Source organism: Deinococcus sp. Marseille-Q6407, assembly GCF_946848805.1.
GTDB lineage: Bacteria > Deinococcota > Deinococci > Deinococcales > Deinococcaceae > Deinococcus.
The window spans coordinates 176,633-190,475 of record NZ_CAMPFU010000002.1 but is presented as its reverse complement, the minus strand read 5'-3'; the positions used below and the strand labels follow the sequence as shown (position 1 = coordinate 190,475).

The 13,843-nt window shown below is 67.5% G+C and carries 17 protein-coding genes; 4 read left to right on the top strand and 13 right to left on the bottom strand.

The window, feature by feature from the left end:
* Window positions 1-30 precede the first annotated feature (30 nt).
* The 7 genes from recJ to OCI36_RS02955 form a co-directional block, all read right to left on the bottom strand.
* A complete protein-coding gene (gene recJ, locus OCI36_RS02985; RefSeq protein WP_261664363.1) occupies window positions 31-2,082 on the bottom strand; it encodes a single-stranded-DNA-specific exonuclease RecJ in 2,052 nt (683 codons plus the stop codon).
* An 86-nt stretch (window positions 2,083-2,168) separates the two neighbouring features.
* Window positions 2,169-2,540, bottom strand: coding sequence for a hypothetical protein (locus OCI36_RS02980; protein WP_261663599.1), 372 nt, complete (start codon window positions 2,538-2,540; stop codon window positions 2,169-2,171).
* A 96-nt stretch (window positions 2,541-2,636) separates the two neighbouring features.
* The gene (locus OCI36_RS02975) at window positions 2,637-3,458 is read right to left on the bottom strand and encodes a phosphotransferase family protein (protein ID WP_261663598.1); all 822 of its coding nucleotides are present in this window, start codon (window positions 3,456-3,458) and stop codon (window positions 2,637-2,639) included.
* Window positions 3,459-3,555: 97 nt separating this feature from the next.
* Complete coding sequence (guaA, locus tag OCI36_RS02970) at window positions 3,556-5,103, bottom strand: glutamine-hydrolyzing GMP synthase (protein WP_261663597.1); 1,548 nt, start codon at window positions 5,101-5,103, stop codon at window positions 3,556-3,558.
* Window positions 5,104-5,195: 92 nt separating this feature from the next.
* Window positions 5,196-5,561, bottom strand: coding sequence for a hypothetical protein (locus OCI36_RS02965; protein ID WP_261663596.1), 366 nt, complete (start codon window positions 5,559-5,561; stop codon window positions 5,196-5,198).
* Between the two features lie 115 nt (window positions 5,562-5,676).
* On the bottom strand, window positions 5,677-6,360 hold the full coding sequence (gene rpiA, locus OCI36_RS02960) for a ribose 5-phosphate isomerase A (RefSeq protein WP_261663595.1): 684 nt from the start codon (window positions 6,358-6,360) through the stop codon (window positions 5,677-5,679).
* Window positions 6,357-6,863 carry a peroxiredoxin gene (locus OCI36_RS02955; RefSeq protein WP_261663594.1) on the bottom strand — a complete coding sequence of 169 codons (507 nt, stop codon included), beginning with the start codon at window positions 6,861-6,863 and terminating at the stop codon, window positions 6,357-6,359. Before OCI36_RS02955 ends, rpiA begins: the two co-directional genes overlap by 4 nt.
* Before the next feature lie 103 nt (window positions 6,864-6,966).
* Between OCI36_RS02955 and deoC the strand changes: the two genes are divergently transcribed.
* Window positions 6,967-7,638 (top strand): deoxyribose-phosphate aldolase, encoded by a 672-nt coding sequence (gene deoC, locus OCI36_RS02950; protein ID WP_261663593.1) that lies wholly within the window; start codon window positions 6,967-6,969, stop codon window positions 7,636-7,638.
* A gap of 50 nt (window positions 7,639-7,688) precedes the next feature.
* Here deoC and OCI36_RS02945 read toward each other — a convergent pair whose 3' ends face one another.
* Window positions 7,689-8,087: a DUF4149 domain-containing protein gene (locus OCI36_RS02945; RefSeq protein ID WP_261663592.1), complete on the bottom strand. Its 399-nt coding sequence runs from the start codon at window positions 8,085-8,087 to the stop codon at window positions 7,689-7,691.
* Between the two features lie 79 nt (window positions 8,088-8,166).
* On the opposite strand from OCI36_RS02945, the gene OCI36_RS02940 reads away from it, so the two are divergent.
* Complete coding sequence (locus OCI36_RS02940) at window positions 8,167-8,748, top strand: Maf family protein (RefSeq protein WP_261663591.1); 582 nt, start codon at window positions 8,167-8,169, stop codon at window positions 8,746-8,748.
* 12 nt (window positions 8,749-8,760) lie between these two features.
* Here OCI36_RS02940 and OCI36_RS02935 read toward each other — a convergent pair whose 3' ends face one another.
* From OCI36_RS02935 to OCI36_RS02915, 5 genes are read right to left on the bottom strand one after another with little or no spacing between them, the layout of a single operon-like run.
* Window positions 8,761-9,165 (bottom strand): hypothetical protein, encoded by a 405-nt coding sequence (locus OCI36_RS02935; protein ID WP_261663590.1) that lies wholly within the window; start codon window positions 9,163-9,165, stop codon window positions 8,761-8,763.
* Window positions 9,166-9,191: 26 nt separating this feature from the next.
* Window positions 9,192-9,620 (bottom strand): OsmC family protein, encoded by a 429-nt coding sequence (locus OCI36_RS02930; RefSeq protein ID WP_261663589.1) that lies wholly within the window; start codon window positions 9,618-9,620, stop codon window positions 9,192-9,194.
* A 2-nt stretch (window positions 9,621-9,622) separates the two neighbouring features.
* On the bottom strand, window positions 9,623-10,204 hold the full coding sequence (locus OCI36_RS02925; protein ID WP_261663588.1) for a mismatch-specific DNA-glycosylase: 582 nt from the start codon (window positions 10,202-10,204) through the stop codon (window positions 9,623-9,625).
* A 35-nt stretch (window positions 10,205-10,239) separates the two neighbouring features.
* Window positions 10,240-11,067 (bottom strand): YwqG family protein, encoded by an 828-nt coding sequence (locus tag OCI36_RS02920; protein WP_261663587.1) that lies wholly within the window; start codon window positions 11,065-11,067, stop codon window positions 10,240-10,242.
* A gap of 60 nt (window positions 11,068-11,127) precedes the next feature.
* The gene (locus OCI36_RS02915; protein WP_261663586.1) at window positions 11,128-11,733 is read right to left on the bottom strand and encodes a molybdopterin-dependent oxidoreductase; all 606 of its coding nucleotides are present in this window, start codon (window positions 11,731-11,733) and stop codon (window positions 11,128-11,130) included.
* Between the two features lie 84 nt (window positions 11,734-11,817).
* Between OCI36_RS02915 and OCI36_RS02910 the strand changes: the two genes are divergently transcribed.
* Together OCI36_RS02910 and OCI36_RS02905 are read left to right on the top strand one after the other, a co-directional pair.
* A complete protein-coding gene (locus OCI36_RS02910; protein WP_261663585.1) occupies window positions 11,818-12,204 on the top strand; it encodes an Asp23/Gls24 family envelope stress response protein in 387 nt (128 codons plus the stop codon).
* A 46-nt stretch (window positions 12,205-12,250) separates the two neighbouring features.
* Window positions 12,251-13,813, top strand: coding sequence for a DAK2 domain-containing protein (locus OCI36_RS02905; RefSeq protein ID WP_261664362.1), 1,563 nt, complete (start codon window positions 12,251-12,253; stop codon window positions 13,811-13,813).
* Window positions 13,814-13,843 lie beyond the last annotated feature (30 nt).

Genomic DNA, 13,843 nt, shown 5'->3' with positions numbered 1-13,843 from the left:
TGGCCTTTTTGCTGCCTAATGCGGCCGGGTTCAGTCGTCTCCGGCCGCTGCCAGGGGTTCCGGCGCGGCCGGCCGAGACAGCTCCAGGCCGCTCAGAGCACGCACGGCATGGTCCCAGCCGGCATCGTCCAGCGTGAGGTAAGCGTGGGCCCACTGAAAGCGGTGGTAGCCTTCGGCGCCGCTGGGATCAGCGTCCAGCGTGGCCAGGGTGGCGCGGCCCCAGGCAAACGTCGCCGGGGCGGCTCCGGCCGGGCGGGCCCCCAGCCAACGCTCCAGCGTCGCGGCCGGCGGCAGGCCGAACAGCACCAGCGGCAGCTCCGGCGCGGCGTCGTCCGGCTGCAGGTAATGCAGCCCGGGCAACTGGGCTTGCAGCGAAGTCAGGAGCGCCCCCTCCGCATAGACAGCCACGCCGCTGCCACGGGTACGCAGGCGGGCCAGCACCCGGTCCGGCGTGCGGCGTACCGCCAGCCTGGCTTCAGTGCCTGTCATGTCAGCCGACACCTCCAGTCCGACAGGCACAGGCAGCGGCGCCAGCTGCAACGCCTGCGGAGGGCGCAGCTCCTCGGCTTCCCACTCGGCGCTGGTGCGGCCCCGGAAGTCCGAGCGCCGCAGCCGCACCGCCAGGTCACGGGGGCCGGTCGCGGCCTCCTGCTCGCGGAACTTGACCCCGCGCAGGCCGGCCGCCTGAAACTGCAGGGTGTCGTGGTTGCGGCCCACCAGCCGCGCCCCACTCAGCGGCGTGCGCAGGTGCCACAGCGGGGGCCGCAGCCCCTCACCATAAGGCTCGAACGCCTGCAATTCCTGCCAGAGGTCCAGCCCGGCGTAGGAGGCCGGCAGCGGCGCGTCCAGCGTGACCTGCGGCACCGGCGCCGGAAACTGAGCGGCGTAGTCCTGCAGGCGGCCGCGCAGCTGCGGCAGATTGGCCTCGTCCAGCGAGAAGCCGGCCGCGCCGGGGTGCCCGCCGTATTTCAGCAGCAGGTCGTGGCTGTAGCGCAGCCCCCCCACCGCGCTGATGCCAGGAGTGGAGCGCACCGAACCTTTACCCTGCGCCACGATATAGACCGGCCGGTAGAACTTTTCCAGCAGCTTGCTGGCCACGATGCCCATCACGCCGGGGTGCCAGTCCGGGTGGGTGACCAGCAGCGCTTTTTCGCCTGGGTCCACCAAGTCCAGTGCCTGACGGTACATCCGGTCCTGCAACTCGCGGCGCTCGGCGTTGCTGACTTCCAGCAGCTGCGCCAGTGCCGCCGCCTGCTGCGGGCTGGCGGTGGTCAGCAGTTCCAGCGCCCGGTCGGCCTCGCCCATCCGCCCGGCCGCGTTGATGCGGGGGGCCAGCATGAAGGCCACGTCGCGGGCCGAAGGTGCCTTGACCCCACTCAGGTCCAGCAGCGCCCGCAGACCCACAATTTCGGTCGCGGGCAATTCGGCCAGGCCGGCGCCCACCAGGGCGCGGTTCTCGCCGGTCAGCGGGGCCACGTCCGCGATGGTGCCCAGGGTCGCCAGGGCGCTCAGCGGGCGCGGCTCGGGCAGGCCCAGTTCCTGATACAGCGCCCAGAGCAGGTGATAAGCCACCCCCGCCCCGGTCAGGTTGTGCTGCGCCGGGTCGTACCCGGCCGTCAGCTCAGGATGCACCACCAGGCAGTCGGGAAAAGTGGGGGGCGGCGCGTGGTGGTCGGTCACGATAACGTCTATGCCACGTTCCAGCAGCCCGGCCACTTCCGCGTGGTTGGAAACGCCGCAGTCCACCGTGACCAGCAGGTCACAGCTCTGGGCGTGCTCGTCCAGTTTGGAAGGGTGAATGCCGTAGCCCTCATTCAGCCGGTGGGGAATAAAGCCGTGGACATCGGCGTCCAGCGCCCGCAGGCCCAGCACCAGAATGGCGGTGGCCGTCACGCCGTCGGCGTCGTAGTCGCCGTGAATCCGCAGGCGTTTGCCGGCGCGGATGGCCGCTGCTATCCGCCGCGCCGCCTCGCGCAGACCGGGGTTGGGCGTGAGGCGGTGTTCCGGTGTCAGCAGCTCGGGGCGCAGACCACGGCCATACACCCACTGCGCCGCCGGCGCCGACAGACCGTAGCGGCTCATGATGTCCTGTAGGGCCGGTAGCGGGGCCGGGCGGGCCAGTTGCCAGTGGGCCTGCGGCGCGGCCTGTGGAATGTCAGGCTGGCCGCTCAAGGCTGCACCTCTGCGGCCAGCTGAGGCTCAGGGTCAGCCGGAGTAGCAGGCGCAGCTTCTGAACCGGCCGGCGCCGCATACTGCGCTTGCAGCAGCGCCTGGAGGTGGCGTTCGCGTTCAGCCAGCAGGCGCTCGGTGCGCTGGCGCTGAGCCCGCAGCATCAGCAGGGCCGGCAGCAGCATCAGCAGACTCCATAGCGCGCCCAGCACCGTAAAGCCCACCAGCCCCTGCGCCTGCGTGACCAGCGACACTTCCGGCGAGAACAACCACGGCACGCTTAGGGTGCCGCCGTTTTCCAGGGCAGTCAGCAAGAGCAACCCGCCCAGCAGCGCGGTCGCAAGAATCTGAAGGGCGAACAGCACTTGCACGGGCCAAAGTCTAGCAGGGGGTGCCCGGCCATCGCTGGCACCGCGCTTGCCTTTGGGCGCTTTCGTTGTGTCGCTGGGCCGCGCAAACCCGGTCGCTCAGCCGGTGGCCGGCAGGCTGGCCAGCACGTGCCGGGCCCGCGGCACTTTCTTGCCGCGCTCGGCGGCGAACTCGTACGGCTCGTTCATCATCAGCCAGTAGAGGTCGTGCAGGTAGGTGAGCGCCAGATAGGCCCGCAGCCGCCGCAGGGTGGCCGGGGTGCGGTCCGGCAGCAGCCGCAGCACCGCGGCCAGGCTCTCGTCAGCGCCCAAGAGGTCCAGCGTGCCGGTCTTGAGCAGCGCCAAATCGCGCAGCGGGTCGTCCCAGTCGGCATTGGTCCAGTCGATCAGCATCACCTCGCCGCCCGGATCGATCAGGATGTTGTCCTGCCAGAGATCGAGGTGGCAAAACGACGCCGGCTGCTGGAATTCGCCGGCCTGCAGCGGGCCTTCCACCGCCGCGAAGATGTCGTCCAGGCCCTGCGAAGCCAGCACCCGGCGGAATTTCCTGAGGCGGCCTTCCACCCGCGAGACATCCACCTCGCCCTGCTGAATGGCGTGCAGACGGGTCAGCTGCACTTTCAGCTGGGGCAGGGCAGCCGGCAACGTTGCAGCCGTGACCCGCTTGCCCTCGAACCGGCGCATCACCAGGGCTTCGGCGCCGTCGGCAAAGAGGGTGTCCAGCACCCAGTGGCCCAGTCCGGCGCGGTGCAAATTGGCGGCCTCGCGCTCGGCCTTGCCCACCCCGCTGCGGTACACCTTGATCACTGCCTCGCCGTCGGCGGTGGCGTACACCCGGCTCTGCATGCCCGTGCCCATGCTGCTCAGCGGCCCGTACCTGGCGGTGAGTTCGGGCAGGCGGGTGGTGGGGCCGTTGGTCACCCCGGCATGATAGCGGGCCGGGGGGCAGCCGGGGCAAGGGCGCACCAGACACACAGGTACACCGGTTGCCTTCCCTTGGCCGACCTTTTCGCTCAGCTCATTCCCACTCGATGGTGGCGGGCGGCTTGCCGGTGATGTCGTACACCACACGGTTTACCTCATGGACCTGGTTCACGATGCGGTTGCTCATGGTGGCCAGGAAATCGTAAGGCAGCCGGGCCCACTCGGCGGTCATGAAATCACCGGTGGTCACGGCACGCAGGGCCACCGTGTAGGAATAGGTGCGCTCGTCGCCCATCACGCCTACCGACTGAATTGGGGTCAACACCGCCAGCGCCTGCGAGCAGTCGTCGTACAGGTCAAACTCGCGCAGGCCACTGATAAAGATGTCGTCCACCCGCCGCAGGATGTCCAGCTTGTCCTCGGTGATGGCACCCAGGCAGCGAATCGCCAGACCAGGGCCGGGGAAAGGGTGGCGCATCCGGACCTCGTCGGGCAGGCCCAGCAGACCGGCAATCTCGCGCACCTCGTCCTTGAAGAGGGTGCGGAAAGGCTCCACCAGCTTGAACTGGAGGTCGTCGGGCAGACCGCCCACGTTATGGTGGCTCTTGATGTTGGCCGCGCCCTCACCGCCGGCCGACTCGATCACGTCGGGATAGAGGGTGCCCTGCGCCAGGAAATCGAAAGGGCCGTGGTCGCGGGCTTCACGCTCGAACGCCCGGATAAACTCGCGGCCGATGATCTTGCGTTTCTGCTCGGGATCGCTGACGCCTTCTAAGTGGCGCATGAATTCCTCGCGGGCGTCCACCGTGATCAGGTTCACGCCCAGAGGCCGCAGCGCCGCTTCCACCTGTTCGCGCTCGCCCAGCCGCAGCAGGCCGTGGTCGATAAAGACGGCGGTCAGCCGCTCGCCCACCGCGCGGGCCAGCAGCAGCGACAGGGTCGAGGAATCCACGCCCCCGCTGATGCCCAGCAGCACCCGGCCGTCCTCGCCCACCTGGGCCTGCACGTCTGCCACCAGTTCGTCGATGATGTGCTCGGCCGTCCAGTCGCGCTGAATACCGCAGATGTCCAGGAAATTGGCCAGCAGTTGCCCGCCCTTGGGGGTGTGCACCACTTCCGGGTGGAACTGCACGCCGTAGCGTTTCGTTTCGCTGTTCTCGATGGCGGTCACCGGGGTGTCCTCGGTGCGGGCCACCACCTGATAGCCGGCCGGCAGCTGGGTTACCGAGTCCGAGTGGCTCATCCAGGCCACGAACTCGCCCTCGATGCCCCGGAACAGCTCGCCGCCGTATTCGGTCAGGCTGGCCTTGCCGTATTCGCGCTTGCCGGCCCGCTTTACATCGCCGCCGGCCTGCTGCGCCAGAAACTGCATGCCGTAGCAGACGCCCAGTACCGGCACGTCCAGCTCCAGTACGCCCGGCGCGGGGCGGGGGGCCTGTTCGTCGTACACGCTGCTGGGGCCGCCCGAAAGAATGATGCCGCGGGGATTTTCCTGCAAAATCCGCTCCAGCGGCGCGCTGCCGGGCAAAATCACCGAGTAGGCGTTCAGCTCGCGGAAGCGCCGGGCAATCAGCCGGGTGTACTGACTGCCGAAGTCGAGAATGACGATGCTTGGCTGGGTGGGCTGTGAAGGCTCAGTCATGTCGGTTTATTGTGCCACGCTGCCGGGCATTTCCGGGCTTTCTCCCCCGCCCTTTCCAGCTCCTGCCCAGCCAGCGGGCCTGAGCTTCCAGCTTATTCGTCGAACTCGATTTCCACCTTGTTCATGCCGTGCTTGACCTTGACATCCAGCTCGATGTTGTTCTGAGGGCCGGTGCCCCGGCTGAGGTTGGCCTTGTAGCCCAGGCCGCTGGACTTGAATTTGGTGCTCGTTACCGTGAAGCCCTGGCCCTTGAAATAGTTCACGTAGTAGTCGTAGACCCGGCGCAGCTCATTGTTGCGCTTGAAGTAGAGTTCGTATTCGTCACTATCGGTTTCGATTTTCACGTTCTGGGCACCGGGATAGGTGGGCACATTCAGGCCGTGAAAAGCCGTGGATGTCTGAGCCAGCGCCGAACCGAACAGGGCGAGAAAAGAGACAGCCAGAGCAGCTTTTTGCATGCTTTCAGTCTGGCCGGGGGGTAAGGGCGGCAGGTGAACTCTGCCCCAACCCGAGCTTGAGGTTGGGGCAGAGCTGGTTTCTATATGCAAGAGATCCTTGTACGCAGGGTTCAGGTCAGCGCGTCAGTTCCTGCACGCCGTCCGGCGCGGCCACGAAGGCCCGCTCGGCCATGCCCAGGAACAGGCCGGTGTCCACCACGCCCAGGGTGCCCTTGATACGGCGTTCCAGCGCGGCCGCCTCGAACTGCTCGGGCAGCTGCGCATCGTAGATGAAGTTGCCGTTGTCGGTCACGAAGTTGTGGGCGCCGTCCATTCGCAGGCGGCCGCCTGGCAGGAACGCCCGCAGGCGCTCGACGGTGGACAGAAACCCGAACTGCGCAATCTCAATGGGCAAGGGGGCTTTTTCCCCCAGCCGGCCGACCAGCTTGGTGTGGTCGGCGATGATGATCAGGTGCCGGGCCTGCACCTCGGTCAGTTTCTCGCGCAGCAGGGCGCCGCCCAGCCCCTTGACCAGGTCCAGATTCGGGGCGATTTCGTCGGCCCCGTCAATGGCGATGTCCAGCGGCCGGGGGTCAAGGTCTTCCACCGGGACGCCCACCTGCCGGGCCAGCTCCGCCGAAGCGTTGGAGGTCGCCACGCCCACGATGCCCGTCAGCTCGCCCGCCTGCAACCGGCGGCCCAATTCCTCAATCGCGTATTTGGCAGTGCTGCCGGTGCCCAGGCCCACCCGCTGCCCACTTTCCACCAGCGCCACGGCGCGCAGGGCCGCTTCTTTTTTCAGGGCTTCAAGGTCGCTCATTGCTTCTCCTCCATCTCTTTCTGTGTCTGCATGTCTTTTTCGATGGCATCGGCCACCGCGTCGGCGTGGCCGTCCACCTTGACGGCCAGCCAACTCTTGACCAGCCGGCCCTGCGGGTCAATCACGAAGGTGGAGCGTTTGATGCCCTCGGTCACCTTGCCGTAGCTGTTCTTCTCGCCGTATGCGCCCAGCGTCCGCAGAAAATCCGGGTCCGGGGCAGTCAGCAGCGGAAAAGGCAGGCTGTACTTCTCGGCGAACTTGCGGTGGCTGGCGTCATCGTCCAGGCTGACACCCAGCACCTGAGCGCCCAGCTCGCGCAGGCGGGCGCTGTCGCGGAAATCGCACGCCTCGCGGGTGCATCCGGGGGTGTCATCCTTGGGATAGACATACAGCACCACGTACTGCCCGGCGTAGTCGCCGGGGCGGTGGGTCTGTCCGTTCGCGTCAAGAAAGGCGAAGTCGGGAAACGCTTCGCCGGGTTGCAGGCGGCCTGGATTGGTCATAAAAGAAGTCTAAGGGCCAGACGGGCGTCAGGGCCAGCTTTGCAGCTGTGACCGGAGCCTGCGCTGCAGACCCCCGGCCCCGCCGCCCTTTAGACTCTGACTTATGGACAGTCATCCTCTGGCCCCTCACATTGACCACACCCTGCTCAAGGCCGAAGCCACCTCGGCGGATATTCGCCGGCTGTGCGCCGAGGCCCGCGAACACCACTTCGCCGCCGTGTGCGTGAACCCGGTGTATGTGGCGCTGGCCGCCGAGGAACTGGCCGGCAGCGGCGTAAAGGTGGCGACCGTGTGCGGCTTTCCGCTGGGTGCCATTTCCAGCGACCAGAAAGCCGCCGAAGCCCGCCAGAGCGCCGAACAGGGCGCCGACGAGGTGGACATGGTGATTCATATCGGAGCCGCCCGCGCCGGCGAGTGGGAAACGGTGCAGGCCGACATCGAAGCGGTGCGCCGCGCCATTCCCGACACGGTGCTGAAAGTGATTATCGAAACGGCCCTGCTGGACGACGCCCAGAAGCGCCAGGCCACTGAAGCCGCGGTGCAGGCGGGCACCGACTTCGTGAAGACCTCCACCGGCTTTTCCACCGGCGGCGCCACCGTGGAGGACGTGGCCCTGATGAAAGAAGTGATCGGCGACCGCGCCCAGATCAAGGCGGCCGGCGGCGTGCGCAGCCCCGAAGACGCCCAGGCCATGCTGAACGCCGGAGCCTCCCGCCTGGGCACCAGCGGCGGCGTGGGCCTGGTGTCGGGCGGCGAAAACGGCAGCGGCTACTAGAAACTGAGAGGTGAGGGAGAGAGTCGTCCTTATGGTCCTTTCTTCTCACCTCAGGCCAGCAGGGCAGCCACGCACAGCAGCAACACTGCCAGCAGGGTGAGCTGGGTCAGCCACGGGGTGGGGGGCCGGTCTTGGGTTCTTTCACCCCCGGACTGCCATACGTGCCAGCCAGTCAGAGCACCAATGACGGCCAGCAGCAACAATTCGGCCCTCAGCGCCCAGGTCCAGCCGTGCCGTACCCCCAGGGCCAGCACGGCCAGAACCAGTAGCGCCGTGACAAATCCGTTGACGCGGGCATAGATGCGGCCCACCACGCGCCGGTATGCCGCCCGCTCGGCCGCGTCCGGAAACAGCTGCACAAACGCCGGGCTGACCACCAGGGTGGTGAACAGGTACATGCCGGCCCAGACGCCAGCCAGCAGAACATTCAGAGCCGTCAGCAGGTGCATGAATGCAGTATGCGCCGCGCCGCTAGGATGAAGGTCATGAGCAGCGCACCCGGTCGGCCGGCCGCGTTAGCATCGGCCCATGCCCGAACCTTTGCCGCTCATCCTGGCCTCCGGCAGCCCGCGCCGCCGCGAACTGCTGGCCCGCCTGCTGCCCGATTTTGAAGTGGTGGTCAGTGATGTGGACGAAACCAGCCCCGAGACCGACCCCGCCGCCCTGGCCGTAACCCTGGCGCAGCGCAAGGCCCTGGCGGTGGCCGCTGCCCACCCCGGCCGCGCTGTGCTGGGCGCCGACACGGTGGTGGCGCTGGGCGGCACCCTGTTGGCCAAACCGGAGAGCAACGCCGAAAACCGCAAGTTTCTCCGGCAGCTGGGCGGGCAGACCCATCAGGTCGTGACCGGGCTGTGCCTGGTGGCCGGCGGTCAGGTCTGCACCGCGGCCGAAAGCACTGCCGTGACTTTTCGCCCGCTGACTGAAGCTGAGATTGCCCATTACGCTGCCAGCGGCGAAGGGCTGGACAAGGCCGGCGGCTACGGCATTCAGGGGCTGGGCATGGCGCTGATTTCAGGGATCAGCGGCGACTACTCAGGCGTGGTGGGTCTGCCGCTGGCGCGCACGCTGGAACTGCTGCGGGCAGGCGGCGTCGGCACGCGCTGGGAATAGCGAACCGTAGCTTCAGTCACAAGGCTGGAGAGGCAAACAGACGATGTGGCCCTGCTCCTCCAGCACAGGCGGTGGAGTGATGAAACGGTCATCCAGCATCAGACTGCCCCCCAGGCTCAGGGCCGCCCATCCCCCCCAAGCCCAGGCCAGAAGCACCAGCCAGCGCGGCGGCGACCATGTTCTCAGCAGGTAGGCCAGTAGGGCGAATGCGGCCAGCCAGAACAGAAAATTCAGCGCCAGCGGCACAGCAAACCAGGCCTGACTTTGACTGGACCAGTCCATTCCAGCGCGGTTGGGCAAGGGAAAACCATGGTAGTGCAGTACGCTTTCACCACCTTCCACATACGGCAGGCTGACCCGCTTGACCCACCGCAGCGTGACTGGCGGCTGTACAGCCCAGGCCCAAGCCAGAGGCAAAAGCCAGATGGGGCGCAGCCTGATCCTCAGCCCTGACCGCTTTCCTTACCTTCTGCCAGCTGCACGTCCAGCACAATCTCGGCGTTCAGGCTGGCCGCCACCGAGCAGTACTTGTCGTGGCTGAGGTGCGCAGCCTTTTCCAGCTGCTCCAGGGTCACGCCCTCGCCGCCGGCAATGTGGCGCACGGTGATGCGGGTGTAGCGGGCCGGGGTGGTATCGGCCCGCTCGCCTTCTACCTCAATGCGGTAGGTGCTCAGCGGAGTGCGGCGCTTTTGCATGATGCCCACCACGTCGTAGGCGGTGCAGGTGCCCAGCGCCGCCAGCAGGGCGTCCATCGGGGACACGCCCACCTTGTTCTCGGAGTTGTCAATCAGAATCTGCTGGCCGCCGTCGCTGCGGCCCACGTAACGCTGTTCGCCCAGCCAGTCGATGTTGACAGTCTTGGTAGTTGCCATGGCTAGAGCTTATCGCCCTGGCTGCCGGCCGACCGTTCCTGCGCCGCCACTTCCCTGACCCGGTCGGCCAGCAGCTGCCACGGCTCCAGCGAAAAGTGGTTGTGGCCCAGCGGGCTGGTGGAGGGCAGCACCCACAGCTCCGCGCCTTCGAGGTCCATCAGCTGACGGCCGTAGGGCAGCCGGCCGGTGGGCAGGCCCAGCGTTTCGGACGCCCCCCGCTTGGACGTAAAAGCCACGATGCGGGGCGCGTAGCGGCGCACCTTGCCACGCAGTTCGTCGGGCGCCCAGGCGTCGGCCGGCAGCGCGGCATCGACCCCGCTGTGCCGCTTGGCCACGTCGGTCAGGCCGATGCCGTAGTCCGGCAGCAGCGGAAACTCGGTGGGCGCCAGCTGCCGCGGGGTGAGGCCCACCGCGTGCAGGGTGCGCCAGAACTTGTTCTGCGGGTTGGCGTAGTAGGCCCGCGCCGCCGCCGAACGTTTGCTGGGCGCCGTGCCCACCAGCACCAGCGTCAGGCCCTCTTGGAGAACATCGGGCACGAAATAACCTTCGGGGGTGCGTTCCAGGCCAGTCAAATCAGCACTCATGCCGGGTATTGTCCCGCAAAACCGGGCAGCGCCGCTCAGCCGCAGTCCCAGTTGTAGGCCACCCGGGAAAAGTCACAGCGGGCCAGGTCTTCCGGGTAAATGAAGAAGTTGGCGATGCCCATGTCGCCCCACATCAGGCCCAGGTCGTCGTCAGAGTCCAGTTGCAGCAGCAGGATGCGGGGATCATCCGGGCCGCGGGGGTCGGCCTGGGTAAAAGACGGGTATCCGCCGAGCTGGTGCCCACCTGCCCCGAGCAGCTCACGGCCGTTTTCTTCCAGCCACTCGCCCAGCGTCCGTTCCGGGTCGGGCGATGCGGCGTCGTCCAGCAGATCCAGCCCGACCACCCCTTCAAACAGCCGGTCTGCGGCCGTCAGCGGCTGGGAGGCCAGCGTGCCCTCCAGCCGGCCTCCAGCGCCCGCCTCCAGCGGCGAAAAGAACTCCTCGTCCAACGGCGGCACGCCGGCGGGGTCGGTGTCCAGCTGCGTCAGGTCGTCTCCGGGGTCCGGAAACCAACGGGTCTGAAACACCTCGCGTTCCCCCTGGTCAGTCCCCAGAAAGGTGCAGCCGTAAACGTCGGTCCGCCCGATGAAAAATTGCAGGATGCCCCGCGTGGGGAAACCCGGCAGCGGCGGCAACGCGGCGAAATTGAGCTGCGCCAGAAGCGTCAGCGGCCCGGTTTCCGTGTCAGTGGGCCATGCCATCCCCCTGGGGCGATACGGCACACCGCCCACTTTGCTGTCCAGCACACTGGCGCTGGGACCAGCGGCCGTCAGCCGTAGCATGGGCCGCAGCGTGGCCTGTAGGCGCTCACGGTAGGGCTGCGGGAAGGCTTCCAGCCCCTGCAATTGGGTACCGTTTTCCATATGCCGTCAGCATAACGTAAGGGAGCTTTTTATCATCTTTGCGAAGCAGACGTCCGCGTCTCAGTCGCTCTCCCAGCGCTCCTGCGCCCAGGGGTCGCCCCGGTGATGGTAGCCGCGTGCTTCCCAGTAACCAGGGCGGTCGCGGTCCATGAACTCCAGGCCTTCCAGCCATTTCACCGACTTCCAGAAGTAACGGTGCGGGGCCACCAGCCGCAGCGGGCCGCCGTGCTTTTCCTCCAGTGGCTCGCCGCCGTAGGAGTGGGCCAGCAGCAGGTCGTCCCGCCGCCAGTCGTCCAGGGTCAGCCCGGCGCTATAGTCGCCCAGCGCGTGCGCCATCACGTGGGTGGCGCGGGGGTCCAGGTCTAGCACGTCCAGCAGGTCCCGGGTGCGTACGCCCTGCCAGACGGTGTCCAGCCGGGTCCAGTAGGTCACGCAGTGGATGTCCAGCGTGAGGGTGCTTTGCGGCAAGGCCAGCAGATCGGCCCAGGACAGGGTGCGCTCCTGAACCAGCCCAAAAACGCGCAGGGTCCAGTCCTCCCGCGCTGGCAGAGGCTGGGGCGGGGCCGCGGCCGTCAGGGTGGGAAAGCCCAGGGCCTGACGCTGCCGCGGCGGAAAGCGGCCGGCCTGCTCGGGGGCCGGGTCGGCAAAATGTTTGCGGCGGCTCATGGCCTCTCAGCATAGGCGCCGCCTGCCGGGCGGTAAGCACGCTGACCAAATCACACAGGCTGAGGACCTATACTCGGCCTCATTGTGAGCAAGACATCCAAAGGCAATATTCAGATTACCGACGCCGCCCTGGCCTCGCTGATCGGGCTGGCCGCACATGAGGTCCCCGGCGTGGTGGGCATGGCGCCCGTGAACCTGAAAGAAGGCATCACCCGGGCGCTGGGCCGCTCGCAGGTCAAAGACGGCGTGATTATTCACCGCGGGCCCGATACCGGCAAGGCCCGCCGGGAGAAGGCCGCCAGCCCCGACGCACCCTACTGGGCCGAGCTGAGCATCATCGTGGCTTACGGGGTCAGCATTCCCACCGTGGCGCAGAACATCGAGGACCGGGTCAAGCACATTGTCCGCACGCACGCCGGCACCGAGCTGCAGTCGGTGCGGGTGAACGTGGTGGGGGTCGGCCGTGAGTGAGAGCGCTGCGAACTACACCAGCATCTCGCCGGCGCAGCTGGCCCAGATGCTCCGCACCGCCACCGACTGGCTGGGTGTGCACCGCGAACAGGTCAACGCCCTGAACGTCTACCCGGTGCCCGACGGCGACACCGGCACCAACATGCACCTCACCATGCAGTCGGTGCGCCGAGAGCTGGACACCTGCGACACCGGCGAGATGCGCGCGGTGGCCCGGGCCATCAGCTATGGGGCGCTGCTGGGCGCCCGCGGCAATTCCGGCGTGATTCTCTCGCAGCTGCTGCGCGGCTTTGCCGACTCGGTCCGTGATCTACCGGCCATCGACGTGCCGGGGCTGAAGCGGGCGCTGCTGGCCGCGCGGCAAGCCGGCTATAAGGCCGTGATGAAGCCGGTCGAAGGCACCATCCTGACCGTGGCCCGTGGGATTGCCGAGGGCGCGCAGACGGGAAGCACCGTGCAGGAAGTGCTGGAAAACGCCGTGGCCCGTGGGCAGGATTTCCTGCTGCAGACCCAGGACATGCTGCCGGCCCTCAAGCAGGCAGGCGTGGTGGACAGCGGCGGCCAGGGCTTCCTGTACGTGGTGCGCGGCATGCTGGCCGGGCTGCTGGGCGAGGCGCTGCCCCCGGCGCCCGAAATTGCTGGCAACGCCCAGGAAAGCTTTGAGGCCGAGGAATACGGGTACTGCACCGAATTCCTGATGGACGAGGCGCGGCTGCCGATTGAAGACATCCGCGAGCTGGTCACGCCGTTCGGGGATTCGCTGCTGGTGGTGGGCGCCGAGGGGTACGTCAAGGGCCACATCCACACCGACCGCCCCGACGAGCTGCTGGCGACCGTGGGCCGGCACGGCCGGATGCTGCGCACCAAGGTCGAGGACATGACCGAGCAGCACACCGAAATCCTGGCCGGCTCGGGTAGCGCGGCGCAGGCGGAAGGCGAGCGGCCCCGGTCGGGCCTGGTGGCGGTGGCCTCCGGCGACGGCATCATCAAGCAGTTCCGTGCCCTGGGCGCCCGGATCGTGTCAGGCGGGCAGACCTCCAACCCCAGCGTGCAGGACATTCTGGACGCCGTGAACAGCGTGAGCGCCGAAACGGTGATCGTGCTGCCCAACAACAAGAACGTGCTGATGGCCGCCGACAAAGCCGCCGAGCTGCTGGGCGGCCGCGCCGTCGTGGTGTCCACCCGCACGCTGGGCCAGGGCCTGGGCGCCGCGCTGAGCTTCAATGCCGACGCCGACGCGCAGGAGCTGGCCGGCTACATGCAGGAAAGTGCCGGCCGGGTCACCACCTTTGAAATTACCCGCGCCAGCCGCAACACGGTCCACACCACCCCGGACGGCCGCGAGCTGGATATCCACGAGGGCGACGTGATCGGCCTGAAAGACGACGAACTGGTCCACGCCGGCGGCACCCCCGAAGCGGCGGTGCAGGCCCTGGTGCGTGCTCAGGCCGCCGACGCCGAAGTGGTGACGGTGTTCCGCAGCGTGAATACCCCGGCCGAGCGCCTGGAAGAACTCGCGCAGGCCCTGGAAGCCGAGTTTCCCCTGCTGGACATTCAGACCTACGCCGGCGGGCCGGAACTGTACGACTATCTGGTCACAGTGGAATAAGCCGGGCCGGTGGGCCAGGTGGGCTGCTAC

Bases quoted from the DNA above. Each gene is read 5' to 3' on its own strand.
- recJ (WP_261664363.1), bottom strand. From the start codon at position 2,082: ATGAGCCGCTACGGTCTGTCGGCGCCGGCGGCGCAGTGGGTGTATGGC.
- guaA (WP_261663597.1), bottom strand. From the start codon at position 5,103: ATGACTGAGCCTTCACAGCCCACCCAGCCAAGCATCGTCATTCTCGAC.
- OCI36_RS02965 (WP_261663596.1), bottom strand. From the start codon at position 5,561: ATGCAAAAAGCTGCTCTGGCTGTCTCTTTTCTCGCCCTGTTCGGTTCG.
- rpiA (WP_261663595.1), bottom strand. From the start codon at position 6,360: ATGAGCGACCTTGAAGCCCTGAAAAAAGAAGCGGCCCTGCGCGCCGTG.
- OCI36_RS02955 (WP_261663594.1), bottom strand. From the start codon at position 6,863: ATGACCAATCCAGGCCGCCTGCAACCCGGCGAAGCGTTTCCCGACTTC.
- deoC (WP_261663593.1), top strand. From the start codon at position 6,967: ATGGACAGTCATCCTCTGGCCCCTCACATTGACCACACCCTGCTCAAG.
- OCI36_RS02945 (WP_261663592.1), bottom strand. From the start codon at position 8,087: ATGCACCTGCTGACGGCTCTGAATGTTCTGCTGGCTGGCGTCTGGGCC.
- OCI36_RS02940 (WP_261663591.1), top strand. From the start codon at position 8,167: ATGCCCGAACCTTTGCCGCTCATCCTGGCCTCCGGCAGCCCGCGCCGC.
- OCI36_RS02930 (WP_261663589.1), bottom strand. From the start codon at position 9,620: ATGGCAACTACCAAGACTGTCAACATCGACTGGCTGGGCGAACAGCGT.
- OCI36_RS02925 (WP_261663588.1), bottom strand. From the start codon at position 10,204: ATGAGTGCTGATTTGACTGGCCTGGAACGCACCCCCGAAGGTTATTTC.
- OCI36_RS02920 (WP_261663587.1), bottom strand. From the start codon at position 11,067: ATGGAAAACGGTACCCAATTGCAGGGGCTGGAAGCCTTCCCGCAGCCC.
- OCI36_RS02915 (WP_261663586.1), bottom strand. From the start codon at position 11,733: ATGAGCCGCCGCAAACATTTTGCCGACCCGGCCCCCGAGCAGGCCGGC.
- OCI36_RS02905 (WP_261664362.1), top strand. From the start codon at position 12,251: ATGCTCCGCACCGCCACCGACTGGCTGGGTGTGCACCGCGAACAGGTC.